The organism is Allonocardiopsis opalescens, from assembly GCF_003002095.1.
Lineage (GTDB): Bacteria > Actinomycetota > Actinomycetes > Streptosporangiales > Streptosporangiaceae > Allonocardiopsis > Allonocardiopsis opalescens.
In genome coordinates, this window is sequence record NZ_PVZC01000005.1 from 282415 (window position 1) to 301062 (window position 18648).

Annotated in this window: 16 protein-coding genes and 1 pseudogene; 2 read left to right on the forward strand and 15 right to left on the reverse strand. The window is 63.7% G+C overall.

The genetic code is table 11. From position 1 onward, the window contains the following. Positions 1 to 897 (forward strand): phospholipase D family protein, encoded by an 897-nt coding sequence (locus CLV72_RS33950; RefSeq protein WP_146159476.1) that lies wholly within the window; start codon positions 1 to 3, stop codon positions 895 to 897. 273 nt (positions 898 to 1170) lie between these two features. Here CLV72_RS33950 and CLV72_RS31805 read toward each other — a convergent pair whose 3' ends face one another. The 9 genes from CLV72_RS31805 to CLV72_RS18210 all read right to left on the reverse strand — a co-directional run bounded on the left by CLV72_RS31805 (position 1171) and on the right by CLV72_RS18210 (position 13373). Beyond that, positions 1171 to 1524: a hypothetical protein gene (locus tag CLV72_RS31805; RefSeq protein WP_146159477.1), complete on the reverse strand. Its 354-nt coding sequence runs from the start codon at positions 1522 to 1524 to the stop codon at positions 1171 to 1173. Further along, positions 1521 to 2579 (reverse strand): histidine--tRNA ligase, encoded by a 1059-nt coding sequence (locus CLV72_RS18175; RefSeq protein ID WP_146159478.1) that lies wholly within the window; start codon positions 2577 to 2579, stop codon positions 1521 to 1523. Before CLV72_RS18175 ends, CLV72_RS31805 begins: the two co-directional genes overlap by 4 nt. A 225-nt stretch (positions 2580 to 2804) precedes the next feature. Continuing rightward, complete coding sequence (locus tag CLV72_RS18180; protein WP_211302938.1) at positions 2805 to 3656, reverse strand: phosphoadenosine phosphosulfate reductase; 852 nt, start codon at positions 3654 to 3656, stop codon at positions 2805 to 2807. 122 nt (positions 3657 to 3778) lie between these two features. Continuing rightward, the gene (locus CLV72_RS32875; RefSeq protein WP_211302939.1) at positions 3779 to 4483 is read right to left on the reverse strand and encodes a hypothetical protein; all 705 of its coding nucleotides are present in this window, start codon (positions 4481 to 4483) and stop codon (positions 3779 to 3781) included. Positions 4484 to 4680: 197 nt separating this feature from the next. Next, positions 4681 to 5517, reverse strand: a complete 837-nt coding sequence (locus tag CLV72_RS18190) for a phosphoadenosine phosphosulfate reductase family protein (RefSeq protein WP_106247683.1) — start codon at positions 5515 to 5517, stop codon at positions 4681 to 4683. After that, the gene (locus CLV72_RS18195; RefSeq protein ID WP_106247686.1) at positions 5514 to 9146 is read right to left on the reverse strand and encodes a hypothetical protein; all 3633 of its coding nucleotides are present in this window, start codon (positions 9144 to 9146) and stop codon (positions 5514 to 5516) included. The genes CLV72_RS18190 and CLV72_RS18195 overlap by 4 nt, the downstream gene beginning before the upstream one ends. Then, positions 9143 to 10246: a DUF4007 family protein gene (locus tag CLV72_RS18200; RefSeq protein ID WP_106247689.1), complete on the reverse strand. Its 1104-nt coding sequence runs from the start codon at positions 10244 to 10246 to the stop codon at positions 9143 to 9145. The genes CLV72_RS18195 and CLV72_RS18200 overlap by 4 nt, the downstream gene beginning before the upstream one ends. A 66-nt stretch (positions 10247 to 10312) precedes the next feature. Then, complete coding sequence (locus tag CLV72_RS18205; RefSeq protein WP_106247692.1) at positions 10313 to 11500, reverse strand: cysteine desulfurase family protein; 1188 nt, start codon at positions 11498 to 11500, stop codon at positions 10313 to 10315. Positions 11501 to 12647: 1147 nt separating this feature from the next. Beyond that, on the reverse strand, positions 12648 to 13373 hold the full coding sequence (locus CLV72_RS18210; protein WP_245930290.1) for a DUF2637 domain-containing protein: 726 nt from the start codon (positions 13371 to 13373) through the stop codon (positions 12648 to 12650). Between the two features lie 226 nt (positions 13374 to 13599). Between CLV72_RS18210 and CLV72_RS18215 the strand changes: the two genes are divergently transcribed. Further along, positions 13600 to 14124 (forward strand): hypothetical protein, encoded by a 525-nt coding sequence (locus CLV72_RS18215; protein WP_146159479.1) that lies wholly within the window; start codon positions 13600 to 13602, stop codon positions 14122 to 14124. Here the strand turns inward: CLV72_RS18215 and CLV72_RS33955 are convergent. The 6 genes and pseudogenes from CLV72_RS33955 to CLV72_RS18235 all read right to left on the reverse strand — a co-directional run. Continuing rightward, positions 14056 to 14262, reverse strand: a pseudogene (locus CLV72_RS33955) (recombinase zinc ribbon domain-containing protein); the annotation flags it as partial. The gene CLV72_RS18215 and the pseudogene CLV72_RS33955 overlap by 69 nt on opposite strands. Then, positions 14198 to 14617, reverse strand: coding sequence for an adenine nucleotide alpha hydrolase family protein (locus CLV72_RS18220; RefSeq protein ID WP_245930291.1), 420 nt, complete (start codon positions 14615 to 14617; stop codon positions 14198 to 14200). The pseudogene CLV72_RS33955 and the gene CLV72_RS18220, both read right to left, overlap by 65 nt. Positions 14618 to 14895: 278 nt before the next feature. Then, positions 14896 to 15804, reverse strand: a complete 909-nt coding sequence (locus tag CLV72_RS18225) for an SRA domain-containing endonuclease (RefSeq protein ID WP_146159480.1) — start codon at positions 15802 to 15804, stop codon at positions 14896 to 14898. A 511-nt stretch (positions 15805 to 16315) separates the two neighbouring features. Continuing rightward, complete coding sequence (locus tag CLV72_RS32300; protein ID WP_170141021.1) at positions 16316 to 16474, reverse strand: hypothetical protein; 159 nt, start codon at positions 16472 to 16474, stop codon at positions 16316 to 16318. Between the two features lie 144 nt (positions 16475 to 16618). Further along, a complete protein-coding gene (locus tag CLV72_RS18230) occupies positions 16619 to 17374 on the reverse strand; it encodes a hypothetical protein (RefSeq protein ID WP_146159481.1) in 756 nt (251 codons plus the stop codon). A gap of 161 nt (positions 17375 to 17535) precedes the next feature. Beyond that, positions 17536 to 18456, reverse strand: coding sequence for a hypothetical protein (locus CLV72_RS18235; RefSeq protein ID WP_146159482.1), 921 nt, complete (start codon positions 18454 to 18456; stop codon positions 17536 to 17538). Positions 18457 to 18648 lie beyond the last annotated feature (192 nt).

Consider the following 18648-nt stretch of genomic DNA (forward strand, 5'->3'; position numbering starts at 1 on the left):
ATGCAGGATAGGGCGCACGTATGGGAACAACTTGAGATACTTCTCAGTCACGCAAAAGGACGCGTCGTCCTTGTAGCCCCCTTCATCAAACGCAGCATCTTCGAAGCCGCCCTCCACTGCGTGTCAACGGATGTCGCGGAGATTCGATGCATCACGCGATGGGTTCCATCGGAGATTGCCGCGGGCGTGTCAGACCCGGAGATTATTCAACTGGCAGCGAATGACCCTCGTATCCAAATCCACCTCTGCCATGCTCTGCACGCAAAGCTGTACATTGCAGACGAATTGTGTCTTGTTGGGTCGGCCAACCTCACAGCCAAGGCGCTCGGAAAGACATCAGACTCGAATCTCGAAATACTGATAGAAGCAAGCACATCACATCCTGGGGTACAGCGCCTGCTGTCGACACTCGAAGGCATGACAAGCCCCGCCACAGCCAGCTTGGCGGAATTTATGCGTGAGCAGGCAGAAATGGTCCTACCGACTACAGCTAGCAGCATACTCGGTGTCCAAGTCACGGCTGATCTATGGACGCCGAGCACTCGCGAACCGGCTCGCTTGTATCAGTTTTATCGAGGGAGCCGGGGGATGCCTGCTTCAATCCGCAAGGGCGTTTTGTCCGACCTCGCATACCTTGATCTACCCGCAGGCCTCTCAGAGGAGAGATTCAATGATGCAGTTCAGACGAGACTGCGAGATATTCCCGGCCTTCTAGAGCTTCTAGGTCAGCCGCGCTTGTCCCCCGAAGACCTGAGACAAGTTATTGCTGGGCGCGGTAAAAGCGACGAAGAAGTACGAGTCATGACCGATACACTCGCAGCCTGGCTTGCACACTTCGAACGATTTTATCGTGCTTATGATCGCTGGGAGCTCCGCCAGGGTCGGGAATTGAAGTAGGTATACTGAGGTGGTGGAGCAGTTGGCTATAAGCAGTCGACCCAAGTAATCTTATGCTAGTTGACCGTCGTAGCCTGCGCGCTGGCCCCTCATCACACCTGGTCCTAGTGCAGCCCTAATTCCGGCACAGCTCGAGCTGGCCACTACATTCAGTCCAGATATCGCTCTTACCCTGTGCAAGTAGTGCACCGGAAGCGTCATTTCGCGGTCGCCTTTCGGATTGATCGTTGCACCAGTTTTGATACCCGAAGGGCTAACGGGCCTTCGGTCAGATCACGAACGCGATGCCCTGGCTCCGATGCCGGCTGCGGTGACGTTCTGCTCGGACAAAGGTGAACGGACGCTACCAGTAACGCGCTCGAAATCTCGGACGTGGGTAGATAGCGACGAATTGCTCACCCAGACATCGGTATAGAGGTAGTTTTTGTAGGGGTTCGTCCCAGACAAAGTAGTTATCGGTGGTGAGTTAAGGATGGGCGGCGTCATGCGCGGGTCGAACCATGGCTCGTCGCCCCACTGCGGTCGTTCGGTCAGGGCGCCAGCTCCCGGGCCCTTGCCCTTGCCCGAGATCCGGATGGTCTCCACGGTGTGGCCTTGGTCGCGCAACTGGGCGGCGTGCGCGCTCACCGCGGCCAGTCCTGGTCCTCACGCCACAGCAGCGCCACCCGACCGCTCTGGTCGGCCGCGGCGGGGGTGAGGACTTCGGCGAGGCGCTCGAAGCCGATGCTGAACCCGCACGCCGCCGGCTGCCCGCCGATCCGGCCGATCATCTCGTCATAGCGGCCACCGCCCGCGATCGAAGAACCCAAGCCCGGGGCAGCCACCTCGAAGATCGGACCGGTGTAATAGCCCATCCCCCGCACCAGCGACACATCCAGCACCACCCGAGCCTTCGGCGCACCCACTGGGAGGGCCACGGCGTCGGTGATCGTGCGCAGCTCCTCCAGCAGCCGCTCATCGATGCCCGACGGCAGCAGCCTCGCCAGCTCATCGGGCGTGGTCGCCGCATCCGCCTTCGCCAGCACCTGCGCCAGCGCCCCCACCGCCTGTTCCGGGTGGCCGGCCTCGCGCAGCTCGCGTTCCACCCCCTCAGCGCCGATCTTGTCGAGCTTGTCCACCACGATCAGCACCTGCGGAGACGCCTGCGCCGCGAACCCGCACACCCCCAGCAGCGCGGTCAGCAGCCCACGGTGGTTGAGCCGGATCGTGAACTCCTCCAACCCCACCGCCGCCAACGCCTGACCACCCGCCGTCAGCAACTCCACCTCGGCCAGCAGCGACGGCTCCCCCAGGATGTCGATATCGCACTGGGTGAACTGCCGCCACCGCCCCCGCTGCGGCCGCTCGGCCCGCCACACCGCACCGATCTGCACCGCCCGAAACGGCGCCGGCGACTCCGGCGCGTTCGTCGCATAAAACCGCGCCAGCGGCACCGTCAGATCGAACCGCAGCCCCGCATCCGCCAACTCACCGACCTCACGCACCTGCGCCAGGTCCAACCCGCGCCGCAACGTCTTGAAGATCAGTTTCTCGTTGTCCCCGCCCTGCCCCGACTCCAAGAACCGCAGATCCTCAAGCGCGGGCGTCTCGATCGGACGGTAACCGAACCGGGCGAACACCTGATGAATGGCCGACTCCAGCCACAAACGCCGCTCCGCGGCATCCGGCAGCACATCACGCATACCCCGCACCGGGGACGGACGCTGAGCCACAACCGCTCCTCACCCACACCACCAAGGACGACTACCGACCAATCTAGGCCCGCCACACCTTCCACCAGCACCGAACAAGCCGACACAGCAAGCCACCGCCTTCTCATACGGGGCGCAACGACCAACCGTGACGCTCGGTACGGCTGCCTCGCTGAACGTTGGCCTGCTGCTCGGCCTGATGCCGATGGCCCGAGTTCAGGTCATACACCATCCTGAGTCACAACCGGGCTCTTGGTCGTGGTGGTCGGCTACTGGGGAGGTTTGGTGAATTGCGTCAGCCAGCGGAAGCCCGTAGCGCGTGAGATAGGCAGTGTCCCTGCCCAACATTGCGCGCCGCTCGTTCACCACGGCTTCGAGCTGCACCGATTTCGCGAACAGTTCAGGCTCATCGCGCCGCTGCTGCCGCCATGCTCCCAACGTATGGAATGGACAGAAGAAGCACGCGCTCTTGGGCGGCACCGGAAGGCCAGCCTCAGTGATGATCCGGACACAGTCGTCGCGACGGAGTCCAAGATCGAGGAGCGGATACTCGATGCGCTCGTATGGCTCCCCTCGGCGCTTGTTGGCTCTGTGGATCTCATCGACAGAGATCCCTATGCCAACAATGGCAGGTCGATCCGCTGTCGCCCCGTGCTCCCGCAGCCACCGACCCACGACCTTGATCTTGAAGTCGGACGTGCACGATCTGCGCCCCGGGGCACCGTTAGCCATCCGGATGGGAATCGGGATCGACCGTACGCCAGGCCTGTGGAGGCGCTCCCAGAGCGTTTCGGTGCTCCCGTCGCGGCGGAGGCGCTGTATCTCATGTAGATCGATGCCGTTCCGGTTTGCGTACCGGGCAGCAATATCGCGCACATGATGGAGTGTCGCTGGATGCTCACTGTCATCCCCGACGTTGGCGAACAGGAACACTGGAAAGTCGATCTTGCGCTGCGCGGCCAGCACTAGGAGCGCAGTGGACTGGACACCGCCGCCGTACGAGATCACCCTCAGGCCGTTGGCCTCGGCAGCGGCGGTCTCCCGTCTGTCACCCTTGTCTCTGGACATGGATTTTCTCCTTTTCGAGTGACCATAAGATTTTATGGTCACATTGTCAAGGCGGCGTGGGCACCAAGCGGCCAAACGTTCGAGAGTGACAGAGTGAGCGCTGCCGAGTAGGACGCAGCGATCTACGCCCGCGGTCCGCTTGGAGGGTCCGTGTTGGTGGAGCGATCATGCTTGGAGCGTTCACCAGCAGGACGCGGTCGCACCTCCACCGCATAACCGGCGTTCAGGATGCGGCGGAGGAAGGCGACCGCAGCAACGCTCTCACCGCTGGTGAAGACCTGCGCAGCAGGGAATGCCCGCCCCATGCTTGCAGGAGGAACTCCGCGCTGGCGCCGAGGCAGCGGCTGCTCTCTCTCCCCGGCCTGAATCCGCTCAACTGCCTCTGCAGAGACAGCGCGGCCTCGACGCTCAGCATCCTCGATGATTGTGTGCAGGAACCAGAGAGGAGATCCTGACAGGAGGAGGTCCTGCCTGGCCAGAGTGCCTCGGTTTCGCCACTGCCCGATGTCGGAGGGTTTCTTGCCGAAGATCCACGAGACTTCCTTGATGCCGATCAAGGAAGGCGGGCCGTCCAAGGCCTGAACAAGGTAGCCGTTGGGAATGTCAGCTTTGTACTCGGCAAGTCGATCCGGGTCCACTTCCCTGCCACCGGGCCTGGCCAAGGCCAGCACAGTGGGGAGCAGCCAGTAGGGCTTGCCAGAGATCACCAGATCCGGCTCTCCAAGGAGAGATCTCTTGCGCCAAAGCTGCGGTGTGTCAGCGGCAACGCCGAATAGACGAGCAATCTCGGCATGGCCGAGGAGGTAGGGGATCCGCTCGGTTCCCATGCCCCACGTTCTCCCCAAGCCATCCTGTGACCACCCAGCGCACGTGCCCGTTGGGAGCTCCACGATAGCGCGAACCCAAGAGCATGCCGTGTCTCACCAAGGGCAAGCTAGAGGACTGCCTTATGATCACCAATGTCAACTGACTGCCTGAGAGCAGCTGGGCGCCGGGTCTGTCACCGCGGCTGCCCAGCGGGCCATCAGAGGTGACACACAGCGCAGCCGACCTGATCGTCGTCCTCGTCGTGTGCATCGGAGAGGATCTCCAGCAGAGGGCGGTTGGGCTTGAGGCGTTTGGCGGCCCGTTCGAGAGCAGCCTGGTGCTTGGCCTCGATCTCTCCTCGTCGCTCGATCAGTTCATGCAGCGACTCGCCCTGGGACCAGGTGTACTTGCGGTCTTTCATGGCGGTCTGCTGGTAGTTGACCTTCTCCTCGTAGGCGATGGCCTTCTCGAACAGTTCTGGATGACGGTCCTTGAGGCCGACCCATTCGTGTTTGCGCTGGAAGAAGCAGAAGTAACAGCCTGAGCGAGTGCGCCACTCGTAGTAGGCAGGCAGGCCGATGCCAGCTTCGTCGAGGATGCGGTCCACACCGGCACGGTCGATGCCGTCCTCGCGGAAGGGAAAGACGGCGGTGATGTTGGGTTTGGTGCTGACGTACCCGAGGCGGTTCTCATCAGATCTGATGGCGACGTAGGAGATTACCTCGTCGTCGCCGACCCAGGCTTCCAGTGGCTTGATCTTGAGGTTCTTGGTGCACCAGCGCATCTGAGGGCTGGGCAAGGTGCCCTGGTAGACCTCTAGCCAGTGGTCGAAGTCACGACTGGAGTTGAGTCGTTCGATCGGCTTGCCGAGCGCGGCTTCGAGCCGGTTGAGGTATTCGTACGTCTCAGGGAGCTCAGCGCCAGTGTCGCAGAAAAAGTACTCCATGTCGGGGATGCGGTCGCGCATGTAGATGGCGAGGGCAGAGGAGTCCTTACCTCCCGAGATCCCGAGGACGTGGCGTGGGCTGCCGCTGGAACTGCTGGCGTCGGTCACAGCGTCTCCTTCCCCTGGGGGGTGTAATCGGAATCTGTTGCGGCGAGCCGCTCGGCCAGGGCGGCGAGCAGAATGCGGGCGCCGTCGGGGCCAAGCTCGTCTTCAGCCTGCCTCATGACTCTGACAACCAGAGCATCGGCGGCCGTGCGTGTTTGCTTCGGCACGTGGATCAGCGTGCGTTCTTCTGTTCCCTGGGGAGTGGTGAGCGTCAGTAGACGGGTCTCGATCTGCCTGGGCTTGGCTGCCTCCACGTCTGCCTGTGCCTTGGCGACGGGGGGGCTTTCTTGCGTGTCGTAGAGGTGACTGACGCGGTCGAGCGCGCGGGCCATCTGTTTTACCTGCCGGGGGAAGCTCTCGACGTCCCGGTCGGTCCAGTCACCGAGGGCCTTGTTGGTCAAGCGAATGATGATCGGGTCGAGCCAGTCCTCGTCGGGAAGGCTTTGGTTGAGGACGCGAGAGACGAAGCCCTGCAAGGCAGGTTCGAGCGAGGCGTTGGCGAAGCCGCTAAGCCGCTCGGTCAGGTCAGCTCGGAGTTCTTCGAGGTTGGCCGACAGTCGGAACTCCTGGCCGATCACCGCGACGGCCTCCTGCCGCAATGCCGCACTGGCGTTGGAGAGCTCATCCAGAGCGGTGGTCAAGCGAGAGACGTAGGCGTTGGCCGCCTGATCGTCTTTCGGGGTGCTGACCAGGATGGGCTTGAGATCGAGGGACTTGGGCAAGGCACTGAAGACCAGCTCGTCTGGATCGGTGGCGGCGGAGATCACTTCGCGAATCTTTAGCGCCTCGGTGCTGAGACGCTGAGTCTGGGCTGCGTAGGGCTGAAGGACCATGACCCGCTCCAGAATGGCGCGCGTGACGGCGAGCAGTTGGGGGTTGCGCGCGGTGCGGGAGCGGGGGGCATCGACGGCGAGGGAGGAGGCAAGCCTGCTGGCCACCAAGCGACGCTGCCCCTTCCCGAGGGGCGCGGCCTTGACCGTGAAGCGATCCGGGCCGGTGTCGGCAAGAAGCCGTTCCACAGTCTCTGGGGCGAGCCTGGGGCAGTAGTTTCCCTCCTCGAACACGGCGACGTCCCCGGCACGCAAGATGAGTGCGGTAACCAGCAAGATCGGGATGACACCGGCCTTGACCCCGTATGGAGGGGCCATGAGCTGGTGGTATATCTCGCCGATCGGCGTCGGGCGGGTCGCGTTGGTAAGCGCCTCGTCGAGGGCTTTCCAGACCGCTATGACGCTGGGGTTCTTGAGCGGGTCTGGGTGAGAGACGCCGTGCGTGGTGAAGCCGTCGCCCTGGATGTCTCCGTTGGCTTGGCCGTTGGCGCGGTGAAGTCCGAGGTATTCCACAACGCCGTGGTACATCGCGCGTTCGGGGGTGTACTTGTCTTTGTCGAAGTCGAGGAGAGGTAGGCCGGTGCGCGTAAGCAGGGCGGTGAGCAGTTCGCGGCGGGCGCGAGCCCCGTTGCTGGTCAGCTCGTGGCGCCCGAGCATCTCATTACGGATGTGAGGGGTGTGCGGGTACACCTCGTCGCAGGCTTTGGAGACCAGGCTGGCGTAGCTGCGCGCCTCAATGGACGTGCGCGGGGCGGTTTGGGTGTCGGCGCCTTTCTCCCACAGGTGCCAAGTGGCTTGTGGACTACGGGGGTTGAAAGCCTCGTCCAGCTTGCTACCGATGTCGTAGGAGAGGTCGGCGACGCGTTCCTCGATCTCGCGCGTGGCCACATGGTCGAGGGTGTCGTCTTGTAGGAGTTCCTTGAGAGCGACGAGGGTGATGCCGGCGTCCAGAATGGCTGGAGGATCGCTGGTGGTTCCGATCAGCACCGGGAGCGGAGAGTTGACCAAGGGTCGAGTGTCCAGCGTCCCGAGGTGGTAGACGATCATGCCGTCGGCAGCGTCGCGGACGACCTCGGGACCGTCGAGCTTTTCGGTCTGGTGGCTGACGGCGGTGCAGAAGTAGCGCAGCATGCCGGTGCGTTGACTGTGGGCTCCGGCGACCACGGCGGCTGGAAGTACCGTGCCCAGGTGCTGGCTGAAGAAGCTCACGACATCGCTGGGGGCGATGCGGACGGCGATCTCCTTCAACCGGGCGTCGATGTCGACGTCGCTGCCTTGCCAGACTCGGTATTCGTCGCTGTAGTCACGATGAACGACAAGGCTGTCCTCGACGAGTCGCTGCAGACGCTCCTGCAACGCAGCGAAACGCTTCGGATCGGGGGCGTCGACCGGGTCGTGCAGCGCGAACTGGATCATTGCCGGTGTGGCGCGCAGGACGCCGTCGGCGTCGATCAGGTTCAGGATGCCGATAGCTTTGAGGATGTCCTGGTCTTCTGCGGGCAGCCCATGTGCTTCGTTCAGGCGGTTGTCGACCTCCAGCCAGCGGCTGGCATTGGTCGAGGCCAGGATGGTGGTGCGGCCGGAGGCGAAGAAGTAGTCATATAGCTGCGGCAGGCGGATCGTGGAGACACGTTCGGGCGCTGCGACCGAGGTCGCCTCGATGGTGCGCCGGACTGTGTTCGGCTCGTCGCTGGCCAAAAAGCCGGTGAGGCTGCGGTCGTGCTGGCCAATCTGTGCCGCCAGCAGCGGGGCCGCGATCGCTGTGAGCGGATGGAGCGGGTACAGGTCAGCGAACATCTCGGGAGAGATGTCCACGACAGCGTTCAGTGCGTGCTGGGTCCATGCTTGTGCCGCGGCTTTCGCCTGCTGGTCAACGAGCCTGCGGCCGGGTTCTTCCATAGCCGACTGATCCAGGCGTCGTCGCAGCAGGTGCACGGCATCGCCGAGGTTGGGCGCGAAGGTGATGTCCTCGAACCGGCCCTGGACCTTGGCCCACTCCTGGGTCTGGATCGCGCTGGAACGGGCGGCGTAGTCGCTGAAGGCCAGGTGCTGCAGGGTGAAGATGAACAGCGGCAGCCCCGAACGCCCGGCACCTCTCTCAGCGAGCATCTGCAGCAGGAACACATCGCTCTCGGCGCTACCGGAATCGCCGTCGGCGGCAAGGTACTCCAGCGATTTGCCGAATTCGTCGATGATCAACAGGACTGGATGCCCCGTCGCGCACAGGGCGGTGACAGCATCGAGGAGGCTCTCGGTCGTGGGTACCGCGCGCTCGGCGCATGCGGCGAGGGCCTGGGCGATGACTTTGGGGGCACGGTTCTTCCACTTGCGGTCCACCGCGGTCTGCAGGGCTCGGTGCACCGTGGCCGCCAAAGGCTCACGGTGAGCGGTGGCCACCGCCCCCAGAAACCCTTTGGACGTGCGAGCGTCTCGTGCTTGAGCCAGCCGTGCGGCAAGGCCCGGGCTGGTGGCCTCCACGGCTGCCTGGGCCTCGGCCTGGCGAGTCAGGTCGTGTCCGAGGAAGGCGTCCAGCAGGTTGGACAGGGTGGACTTACCCGAGCCATAGGGGCCGGTGAAGGACCACGCGCGCGTACGTTTGAGGTCGGTGACCGCGTTGGTGACACGGTCGAGGACGTCCAGAGCACGCGCGCCCACATACGGAGAGTTCAGATGCTTGTTACGGACGTCGCGCTCCAAATTCGTGGAGCGGAGTTCAGAACCGACCAGCTTGATGCCCGTAGGAAGCTGAGTGACGGCCCGGTCCTCGTCTGAGTTTTGAGGACGTTTGGTCACCGTGGTCACGCGTTCTCCTTGATGAGGTCTAGAGCGTCCGCTTGCTGCGGCGCCTTCTTGCGTGGACGCCGGTGAGTGTCTTCATCAAGACCGGGATACCGCTGACGCCACTCATCCTCGGAAGGGAACCCGGCTCGTTCTTGGACCCGGCCGTAGTGCTGGTCGAGGATGTCCCAGGCGAGGGATTTCGGAGCTTTGGCGAAGTGCAGACTACGCTGGCCGAGGTTCTCGGTGATATCCAGGCCAGGGTGATCGCTGACCAGGGCCTGAATGGCCTTGGTCAGCTCTGGCTCTCTCATCCGGAAAGCCCGGCCGGGAGCACCGGGCTCGTTGGCGAGCCGCGCCAGCGACATGGAGCCAGAGCCGGCCGAAGTACGCGAGGCGTAGTCCAGACACGCATACACCAGGACCGGTGCGGGGAGGTTGGCGCGCGATCCGCTGGTGAAACGCCAAGTTCGTCCCTTGCCTCGCCCTTGGCCCTCCAACAGGCCGAGCTCGCGGAAGGGACTCATCAGCAAGTCCTCGAAGCTGCCCGGCGAGAGCGGGTTGTATTCCTGGTCGAGCGCGTACATCTTCACCAGGCAGTCCACGTCACGGTTGATCGACTCTGGCGACGGGAAGGCCTCTGCGTCGTAGTTCTCGTGAACGTGACGAGTGATCATAGTGGCCATACCTGCCGCAGTGACCTTCGAGAAGGGAGCGAGGTGGAACATGACGTACCAGCTCGGCGCCAAGCACTTCGTGGGCTCGGATGAGAGCAGCCACCAGTGGAGCAACCACAAACTCCCGGTGTCCTCCAAATAGGGATCAGCTCCCTCTTCATCGAGCAGCCACCGCGCCCTCCAGGTAGGCGAGGCAACGTAGGCCCGATAGGACGGATCCTTATGTGGATGCTCGCGAGTGAGCTTGAAGGCCTGCGACCAGTACCGCATGGCGTTGACCATGTTCTTACCGACACCGAGAAGGACTGGAGCGTCCGCACGGTGGAAGATTTCACCGTCTTCCTTGATCTGCGAATACGCCTTGTGAAGCCAACCGAAGCGCGGGGCGAAAGTTTCATGACGCCCGAACTTCGGTTCGGCTGCGGCGGCGAGGCGACCATCGGACATACGGCGGACCCTTTCGGTGGAGCTGTGGGGTGACAGAGGACGCTTCTACGCGATGATGGTTGTCGATCACGCCTCCGCGGTGGCTGCCATGATCGACCGGACTTCACTCACCGCGCGGACGGCGGCATCGACCGCATACTCGACGTCACGTTCGGTAGTGGCATAACCGAGAGAGAAGCGAACGGTGGAATCTGCCTCCTCCCGGTTGTGACCCATGGCCAAGAGCACATGGCTTGGGCTTGGAGCGCCAGCGGCGCAGGCGCTGCCATCAGAAGCGGCCACCTCTGGCATGGCGGCCAGCACGGCATCCGCCGGTACATCAGGGAAGGTGACACTGGCGACGCCGGGAAGTCGAGGGACTCGGGCGCCATTGATACGGCATTCGGGCAGACGCGATCGCAGCCCAGCCTCCAATTTGTCGCGTAGCTCGGCAGAACGGGCCGCCTCGTCATCGAGTCCGAGTCGCGCAGCCTCGGCAGCGGCACCGAGCCCGGCAATACCCGCCACGTTCAGGGTGCCCGCTCGCCATCCACGTTCCTGCCCCCCACCCACAAGCAGCGGCCGCTTCGGAAGGGCCGTACCGCGGCGCACGAACAGCGCACCGATCCCTTGCGGGCCACCGAACTTGTGGGCCGAGAGAGACAACAGGTCGACGTCCAACGCGGTGAGGTCGAGCGGGAGTCGGCCGACAAACTGCGCCGCGTCGGTATGGATCAGCGCACCGACATCCCGGACAATCTTGATGATGGGTGCCAGATCGGTCAGGACCCCAGTCTCGTTGTTGGCCAGCATGGCCGAAACAATCGCGACTCGGCGCTCGTGGCACGCTGCGACCAAAGGCTCCAGGTCGAGGACGCCGTCACCGTCGACTGGCAGCACGACAAGCGTGTTGGGCCGGTCTGCTGTGATCGCGCGGGCAGCCTCCAGCACTGCGGGATGTTCAACGGCAGTGGTGACCAGCACCCCGCCGCTCGCATAGGCCGCGTGGAGAGCCAGGTTGTTCGCCTCCGTGGCTCCAGACGTGAAGATGATCTCACCCGGCGAGCAGTTGATCAGATGAGCCAGTTGCGAGCGGGCTAGGCCGACCCGGGAGGCCGCGTCCCTGCCGGCCGGGTGGACGCTGGAGGCGTTGCCGACGCTCCTCAGAGCGCTCAGAGTGGCTTCGAGCGCCTCCGGACGCAGCGGCGCAGTGGCGTTGTAGTCGAGGTACGCCGCGTTCGGACCGTCTGCGTCAAGCGCCATGATCTGCTCCATGTACCGATATGTCCTCCGGGCCACTCCTGGACGGTCTCGTCGCTACTGCGGTCCTCTCCACCAGGAGTGCACTGAGATCCTAACCAACATCGAGACCAACGGCAGCAAGGATCACCAAGACCGGGGAACTCAACCCCTGCGGGCAGCCTTGTTCCTCCCCTGTCCAGTGCTCAGGGAGCCAAAGGGCACCGAGCCGGGCTTCGATCGGTAAGCCGGCTCGGGCGGCGGCCCGGCTAAGGCACGATGCTTCGGACGCTCCGCGTGTCATCGCGGTTCAAGGTTAGTCGGGCGATCACCGAACCAACCCCAGAGTGTGGACAGCAGACTCTGTGAACCGGAGCCTACGGGCAGAGAGCACACACGTCGTCGTCTAGGGCGATACGTTGCCCTGGCAGGATAGACAGGCTCCACTCAATGCCTCTTGGCCGATTTGGTCATTGCTTTCACCAGTCAGCGACACTCTTAATTCCCTGATGCGTCCCCCAACCGTCGGCGAGGCGTTCTATGGACAATCGAATGCCATGACATTCCGTCGCCACGTACTGCGTCAAACCTCTTGGCCTCGTCTTCGCTCATCTGCTCGATCGCCTCATTCGAGACGCGGAGGGGTTCGATGAGGCTTTCATAGCTGTTGGCCGATGGTTTCGATCTGTACGAGGTAGGGGGTTTGGAGACGGTAGATGAGGACGCTGTCGCACTGGACGTGGTAACCATGTCGCTCATCCTCCCTGGAGGGTTCGCAACCCTCCTGCGTGTAGGTGACGAGACGGCGGAAGCGTCGCTGATCATCCCTGCTGGGTTCGCAAACTATGGCGCCCCGAACCCGCGCCCACAGGACGACGCCCCGGTCGGTGTAGCGGGTCGACGTGCCCTCGGCGAGCCAGGTGTCGAGGTGCTGCCGTTGGCAGATGTCGGGTGAGGTGCCGCTAAGCGCGGAGCCCTTCCACCAGCGCGGCCTCCGCGCTGACGCCGGATACCGCTCCCGAGACCTAAAGGCAAACGGCCTTCGGTAACCGCGCCAGGCTCACTGAGACCCGATTCTCCACGCGTTCACCGCCACAGGATCGACGTCTCCGGGGACGCCATGGCCAACTTGGACAGCAGCACGCTCCCGCATTCACCAGCGCCCTCGTCCGAGTCGCCTTGTTCATCCTGACGAGATGAACAGATCGAATCGTCCTTGATGGCCCCATTGCTTGATCAACCGGCCCCACCTCGGCTGGTGGTCGAAGTGAGCGGCGATTTCCTTGCCGGTGGGCAGTGTTCCGTCAGGGCGACGGTTGTCGAGGGCCCAGCGCCATGCTTCCAACTGGACTCGTGGAACCTCGACCGCGCCTACCCGGTCGCTCTCAGTCGACTCGGCGTTGTCACTCGATGCTTGGAGGACATGCAGTTCTGGCCGTGATGTTCCGGGCGGCGCCGTTGGAAGGGCACCCACGTCCTCAATCGGAGGCCAACTGGCCTCATCACCCTTCTCCGATTTCATCGTGGCCGCGAGTTCTGTGGGGTCTGCATACGCACTGCGTACGTCACGCGCATGCACGCGGAACTGCTGCATCAGCAACTCGTACGCACACGCCAACGCGAAGCTCGGCCAGGCGTGGATCACCTGCGACCACAGATCCGGCTCGGCCACCGCGACGTTGACGGCAAGCGAAGCGATACTGCCGACGATCAGCAATGTCCACGGCAACCAGCCGCCGCGCCGGCCCGAGCGGGCCGAGTCCAATAGGACCATCGACGACGCCACGATCATGCCGTCCACCGACAGCGGGAACAGCGCAGCCCGCCAACTCGGTTCGCCGTGGCGAAGCGCCAGTTCGTACATGTGGGCGTAGGACACCACCGTGGCGATCGACGCCAGCAGTAGCACCGAAGTGACGGTCACCCAGCGGGACCAGCGGGAAGGCTTCACCGTAAGTCACCGCCTGACCAGGGCTAGGTCCGCGGTGAGGATCAGAGGTTCTACGACATATGGGGGAATGGTTCGGCTTCCCCCTCGGACACGTCCCTTTGTACATGGGCTGCTCGTGCGGGTTGAGGTTCGCCTCGGCCCGCACGGTTCGTTGTGCCGGGTGGTAGGTCAGCCGCAGGTCCAGATGCTTGTAGAGCTGCGCCTTGTCGGCCCGGTCGGCGTTGCGGATCACGGTGGTCAGGTCTCCCAGGGCTTCGAGGTGGGCGGTGATCTCCTCGGCCGTGAGGCTGGCGGGAGAATCGGGCTGCTGCTGGTCGAGTTGGGAGGCGGCCAGCGCCCGGTCGGCGTTGACTTCGTCGATCCACTCGGTCACGGTCCTGGGATCGGCTCCGGTTTCCAGTGCCGCACGATACTTTTCGAGCTTGGCGTCGCACTCCGCGAGCTTTTCCTCGGCTGCATGCCGGGTGAGCTGGTCGATCGTGCTCTCAGGCTGGCTGGCGGCCAGCATGCGCACGGTCGCGTCCAGGTGGATGGGGTCGAACAGGCGGGCCAACCAGTCGTCCAGGGGTGGCAGTACGTCCTTCTCCCGCAGGTAGAGCGTTCGCGGGTGCGCGATGTGGTTGGCGGTGGCGTACTCGTTGGGGAAGGTGCAGCGGTAGTACGCCTGGTCGTTGTTCCAACTGCCCTGCATCCGCCGTCCGCACAGTGAGCAGTGCAGCAGACTCCGCAGCGGGTATACGCGCCCGGTGCTGCGCGGGCGCCGGACCACGGCTCGCCGGCCCTTAACCGCCAGCAGCCGCTTGGAACTCATCGACCGAGATCCCGATGGCTTGTTCGGCGTGCACATCTTCGGGGACACGCTGAGGATGCGGGAAGCCGAGAAGTTGGCGGACTTCCTTCTTGATCAGCCTCACTTTGTATTCGTTGGTGCACTGCCTCCGTGCCATGCCGGCGCTGCCGTCTGATTTGCGAACATGCAAAGGCATGGATGCGAACCGATGGTTCTCATCTAAGGCGTCGCGACGAATGTTGCCGGCGCTAACTCGGACGACGGGGATGCTCGCATCAGCAGCAATGGCCTCCAACCGCTGCAGGTGCCGATACACCGACGGCGGTTCCCAGCCGGTATCGGCGAAGATCGCGTAGTCGAACCGTGGAATCACGCCTTGGCAGGCAAGCAGCAGCAGCGTGGTCGACTGCACTCCTGCGCCGAGAGAGAGCAAGCTGAGAGTCGGGGGATGGGTACGACGGGTAGAGAGCTGACCCATGCAGTGGTGTCGGCAACGGCTATCGAGGGCGCCTCACCTATGTATAGCGAACGAGATCAACAATCGGGACCACCACAGCGCCCACAGCCTCGCGTTGACGTTAACGGGAGGCGCCTGAACCTGCCCTTGCGCCGCCGTCAGGCGCTTGCCGACGCCTACAGCGGATCGAGGACAGATGCCGCCTGGTCAGCCTAGAAAGGAAGGTCCAATGCTCAGGCCGCATTGTCGCCGTTGGGAGTGAGACGAATCCATTCGTCGCCCCGGGGGAACACAACGTTGATGCCGGTGTGGTGAAGGTAGGTGACGAGATCGGGGCGCGGTCGTGACGGCAGCAAGACCGCCAGGCTGCGTGCGTCGGCGAACCGGCCATAGTCAAGTAGTTGTCCCACCGCCATGCGAATGCTGTCACGCACGACCGTGGCCTTAGCCTCGATGAGTTCGCCGGTCGTCTCATCCCACAGGTCGCTGTAAAGCGGCCGGGACTCGTTTGGTGGTACCAATCGCAGTCGGCCAACCGTGTGGCCTTGGCGTTGCAGATACTGGTGATAGCGGTGCACCAGGGAAGCCTCGCGTCGCTCGAACTCGTAGTCATCACGATCGGGACTCACGTGCGCGCGCTCGGTATGCAACGCCTCAACGGGAACCATGTCCACCCGCGGTTTGGATTCTGGGCTGATCGGCAGGTTGGGGAGTTCCACCGGGACCGTGTCCAGTGGACGCAACCTGAAGACCACGACCTGACGCAACGTGTCTGGGTCACCGGTCTCGTGAGCGTCGGTGAAGTAGTAGTCGACCAGTTCGAACTCGCCGAGGTAGGTGACGGTTGATCCCTGAGCGCGGAACCCTTCGAGGGTTCGGCCGTCGGCTCGGTGGTTCAAGATCGTCTTGTTGCCTTGCGTCAGCTGCTGGTCGCCACGCTGTCCCTCGCCGACGTAGTTGAACAGCCCTTCGGTGTCCCATCCGTCGTAGTAACCGTGTTGCTGCCCGGAGACGGGGTCGGTGAAGAAGAGCACCACAGGCGCCTTGCTCGACGGCCCGATCCCTCCTTGCTGCCGCCCCCCGAAGCGGGCATGGACGTCACGTCGCTGCAGCTTGTCTCCTGCCGACAGACCAGCAAGCATCTAAGCCTCCTTTTTAGGCTTCGATCTTAGGCCTAAAAATCGATGCTAGCAACCCAGACCAAGCCGCGCACGGTGCCTACCGTCGACGCAGAGCAGGCTGCACACCAGGGGGACCCCAGGCCGTCCCCCACACCACCACCGCCCGCAGCACCGCGACAACGGCCAGCACGCCGCACAGAGAGCCCAGCCACAAGACGACCTTCTGTCTCCACTGAGATGGAATCAGTCATTTCACCTGCTCGCCGGTGGACCGGGCCAGCCGTGTCTTGAGGTCACAATGCAAGGACCGAGTAGCCGGCGTATGCCGTTGGAGGAGTTGTTGGCGGCGCTTCCTGCACTAGGACCGGCGGCGCGTGATGAGGTGTGGCGGGCGCTGGTGCGCAGAGTGCGCGACGGCGAAGGCGTGTGGGTGGTGGCCGCTGCTGGCTTGGCGTTGCCTGGCTTGCGTTCAGCACGCGCCCGGCTTCGCACGGGCGCCCCCGCGGGTGGTGCGGCCGATCTGGAGGCCGAACTACTGACGGGATTCCTCGCCGAGATACAGGTAATCGACCTGGACGAACCCGTGGTGTGGGGGCGACTGCGGGCGGCTGCGTACCGGGCTGGACAGCGCTGGCGTTATGCGGTCCAGCGAGATTTCCACTAGCTCGACCACCGGATTGATCGTTCGCATGCCTGTGAGTCCATCCGGGGCAACCCCGAAGTAGTACTCGCCGGCGCGGTGCAGACAGGGGTGGTTCACACGCCGTCGGCTGCCCGGAGATTCGCCTACTCGAAGGCAAGAGGTGATCAAAAATCCAGCGGTCCGCAATACCCGTCAGGATGGAGGGGAGCAGCCAACGCTGTCGCGATTGTCCTGGTTGGTGACTGTTGCACCGCCGGACGGAATAATCCCGGCCTGCTCCACCGCGCGCCCCGCATGGGACAGGTCGACGGGCTCGACAATGGTCAGATCGGGTGAGGGGCCGATGACCTGGAACGACTGTCCTGAGTTGTCGCGGAACCAGATGATTCCAGCCGGGTCGGTGACGAAGATGCCGACGAAGTCGAGTTCGATCTCACGTCCGGCGACGTCGAACATCCTGTTGAGGTCGGGATACTCCGGAAAGGGCATCGTGACGGACATACAGCCGGCCATCGACGTTTCCAGATCGAATCTCATAGGGCTGAGCAACCGTCCGGCCTCGAACTCTTCCCAGAATCTCCCGTAGTGGGTCGGCCGGTCTTCGACTTCTGCGTCGGACACGGTGTAGGCGAGTTGGACCGTCAGCGGCACCGAGCCGGTGTTGTCGATACGGACCGCCTCGTCATCAAACGGCGACGCCCTTAGGTCGAAGGAGGTCGACACCATGTTGATGAAGCGGCGCTCGCGATCGTGCCGGTATTCCTCGTGCTGCTCCTGCTGCATCCAGAACTGCTCCTGCTGCATGCGGAACGTGGCATCGACGTATCGCAGGCTCGCGAACGCGGCCACGGCGGCCACCACCGTGGCCACCGACATGATGAACTCGTTCCAGTTCCACCCCCGACCGCGCACGTGGTGCGAACGTCTGAGGAGCGTGAGGGCGCGCACGGGGGAATGCCGCCGCGCCGAGGCGATCAGGCGCCGCGAGGCCGAGCGGGGCGGCCGCCGTGGTGGCCGCCCGGTTCGCAGACGGCGGGAACCGACCATGCCCGGACAGTAACCGGACAAGCACCGCCCTCGGGGTGAAACGACGAAGCCGGACAGACGAGCTAATCCTCGATGAGCCCGTAGACCATGCCCAGCCAGGCACCCGGTCGGGGCTGAATGGCCCGGTTGTCGACCCACATCCGCTTCAGTTCCGATCGCGTGATCTTGTACTGGCGGGCGTAGCTCCGGAAGTAGTCTGGTCGTTGGTCGTCGGACTTGGGCGTGAATTCCCCCACCTCGATGTAGCTGTCGTCGCCTCCGTTGTAGCCGATGGCGAAGCCCACGATGGCGTGCGCGTGTTTGCCGAAGGTGTCGGAGTCGTAGTTCGCATCATCGACGGTGGAGAACCGCCTGCCGTCCACGTCGACGCCGCTGACCTGCAGGCGGTACGGGGTCCCCTTGGCCGCGAGGATGTTGCCCTGGCAACCGCGATACTCGGTTTCCTGATCGTCTGCGGTGGCGAAGCGGAAGAACTTGATGCTGTAGTGGTTCTTCTGGAAGTTCCAGTTGTCCCACTGGATATCGACGCAGTAGCGGTCGCTTTCCCCTGGCGGGGTGGCGTAGGTGAGGCATCCGCCGACGCCGCTCATCCCGGTGTCGACGTTCCATACGCTGGCACTGCCGCCCGCACCGATCTCCAGCGGAGGAACCCCGTAGAGGTTGTTGCCCCGTGTGCCGTCGCCAGAGGAGAACTCCCCGCCGTCCACCCGCTGGGACGCGAGGTACAGCGAACCGCCGGTGTCGTTGTACAGCACCACCGAGGTGTCCGAGTAGTCCTCACCCATCGGCGAACGCCCGCTTTGCTGCAGCAGCGGCGTAAACCGGTAGGGAGCACCCCACTGCCGCCAATCACTCCGAGGCTGCGCCGGCACATGCGGCACGGCCTCCTCGCGCACCGTCTCCTCTCCCGCGCGGCCCTGCGTCTGTCGCTCAACCATGTCCTCCACACCCCCGAAATCGGACTGATCGGTCTGTGGGATCACCCCTTCCGCGCCCACCTCCCCACCCGGCATACCGCTTCTCAAGATCTACGACACCAATACGGGGATTTGCCGCAGATGTTGACGATCACAAGCAACCGGCAACACAGGGCCGCCCCGCCCCGCCGCTGCTCACGATGCCACCGGTCCAAGCCCCTGACACCGCCCCGGTCTCGTGCTTAGGCGCGTCGCCTT

Coding starts and splice junctions, on each gene's coding strand:
- CLV72_RS18215 (WP_146159479.1), top strand. CDS start 13,600: ATGCTTGTAGAGCTGCGCCTTGTCGGCCCGGTCGGCGTTGCGGATCAC.
- CLV72_RS33950 (WP_146159476.1), top strand. CDS start 1: ATGCAGGATAGGGCGCACGTATGGGAACAACTTGAGATACTTCTCAGT.
- CLV72_RS32300 (WP_170141021.1), bottom strand. CDS start 16,474: ATGCGAACGATCAATCCGGTGGTCGAGCTAGTGGAAATCTCGCTGGAC.
- CLV72_RS32875 (WP_211302939.1), bottom strand. CDS start 4,483: ATGGGAACCGAGCGGATCCCCTACCTCCTCGGCCATGCCGAGATTGCT.
- CLV72_RS18205 (WP_106247692.1), bottom strand. CDS start 11,500: ATGGAGCAGATCATGGCGCTTGACGCAGACGGTCCGAACGCGGCGTAC.
- CLV72_RS18200 (WP_106247689.1), bottom strand. CDS start 10,246: ATGTCCGATGGTCGCCTCGCCGCCGCAGCCGAACCGAAGTTCGGGCGT.
- CLV72_RS18180 (WP_211302938.1), bottom strand. CDS start 3,656: ATGTCCAGAGACAAGGGTGACAGACGGGAGACCGCCGCTGCCGAGGCC.
- CLV72_RS18225 (WP_146159480.1), bottom strand. CDS start 15,804: ATGCTTGCTGGTCTGTCGGCAGGAGACAAGCTGCAGCGACGTGACGTC.
- CLV72_RS18175 (WP_146159478.1), bottom strand. CDS start 2,579: ATGCGTGATGTGCTGCCGGATGCCGCGGAGCGGCGTTTGTGGCTGGAG.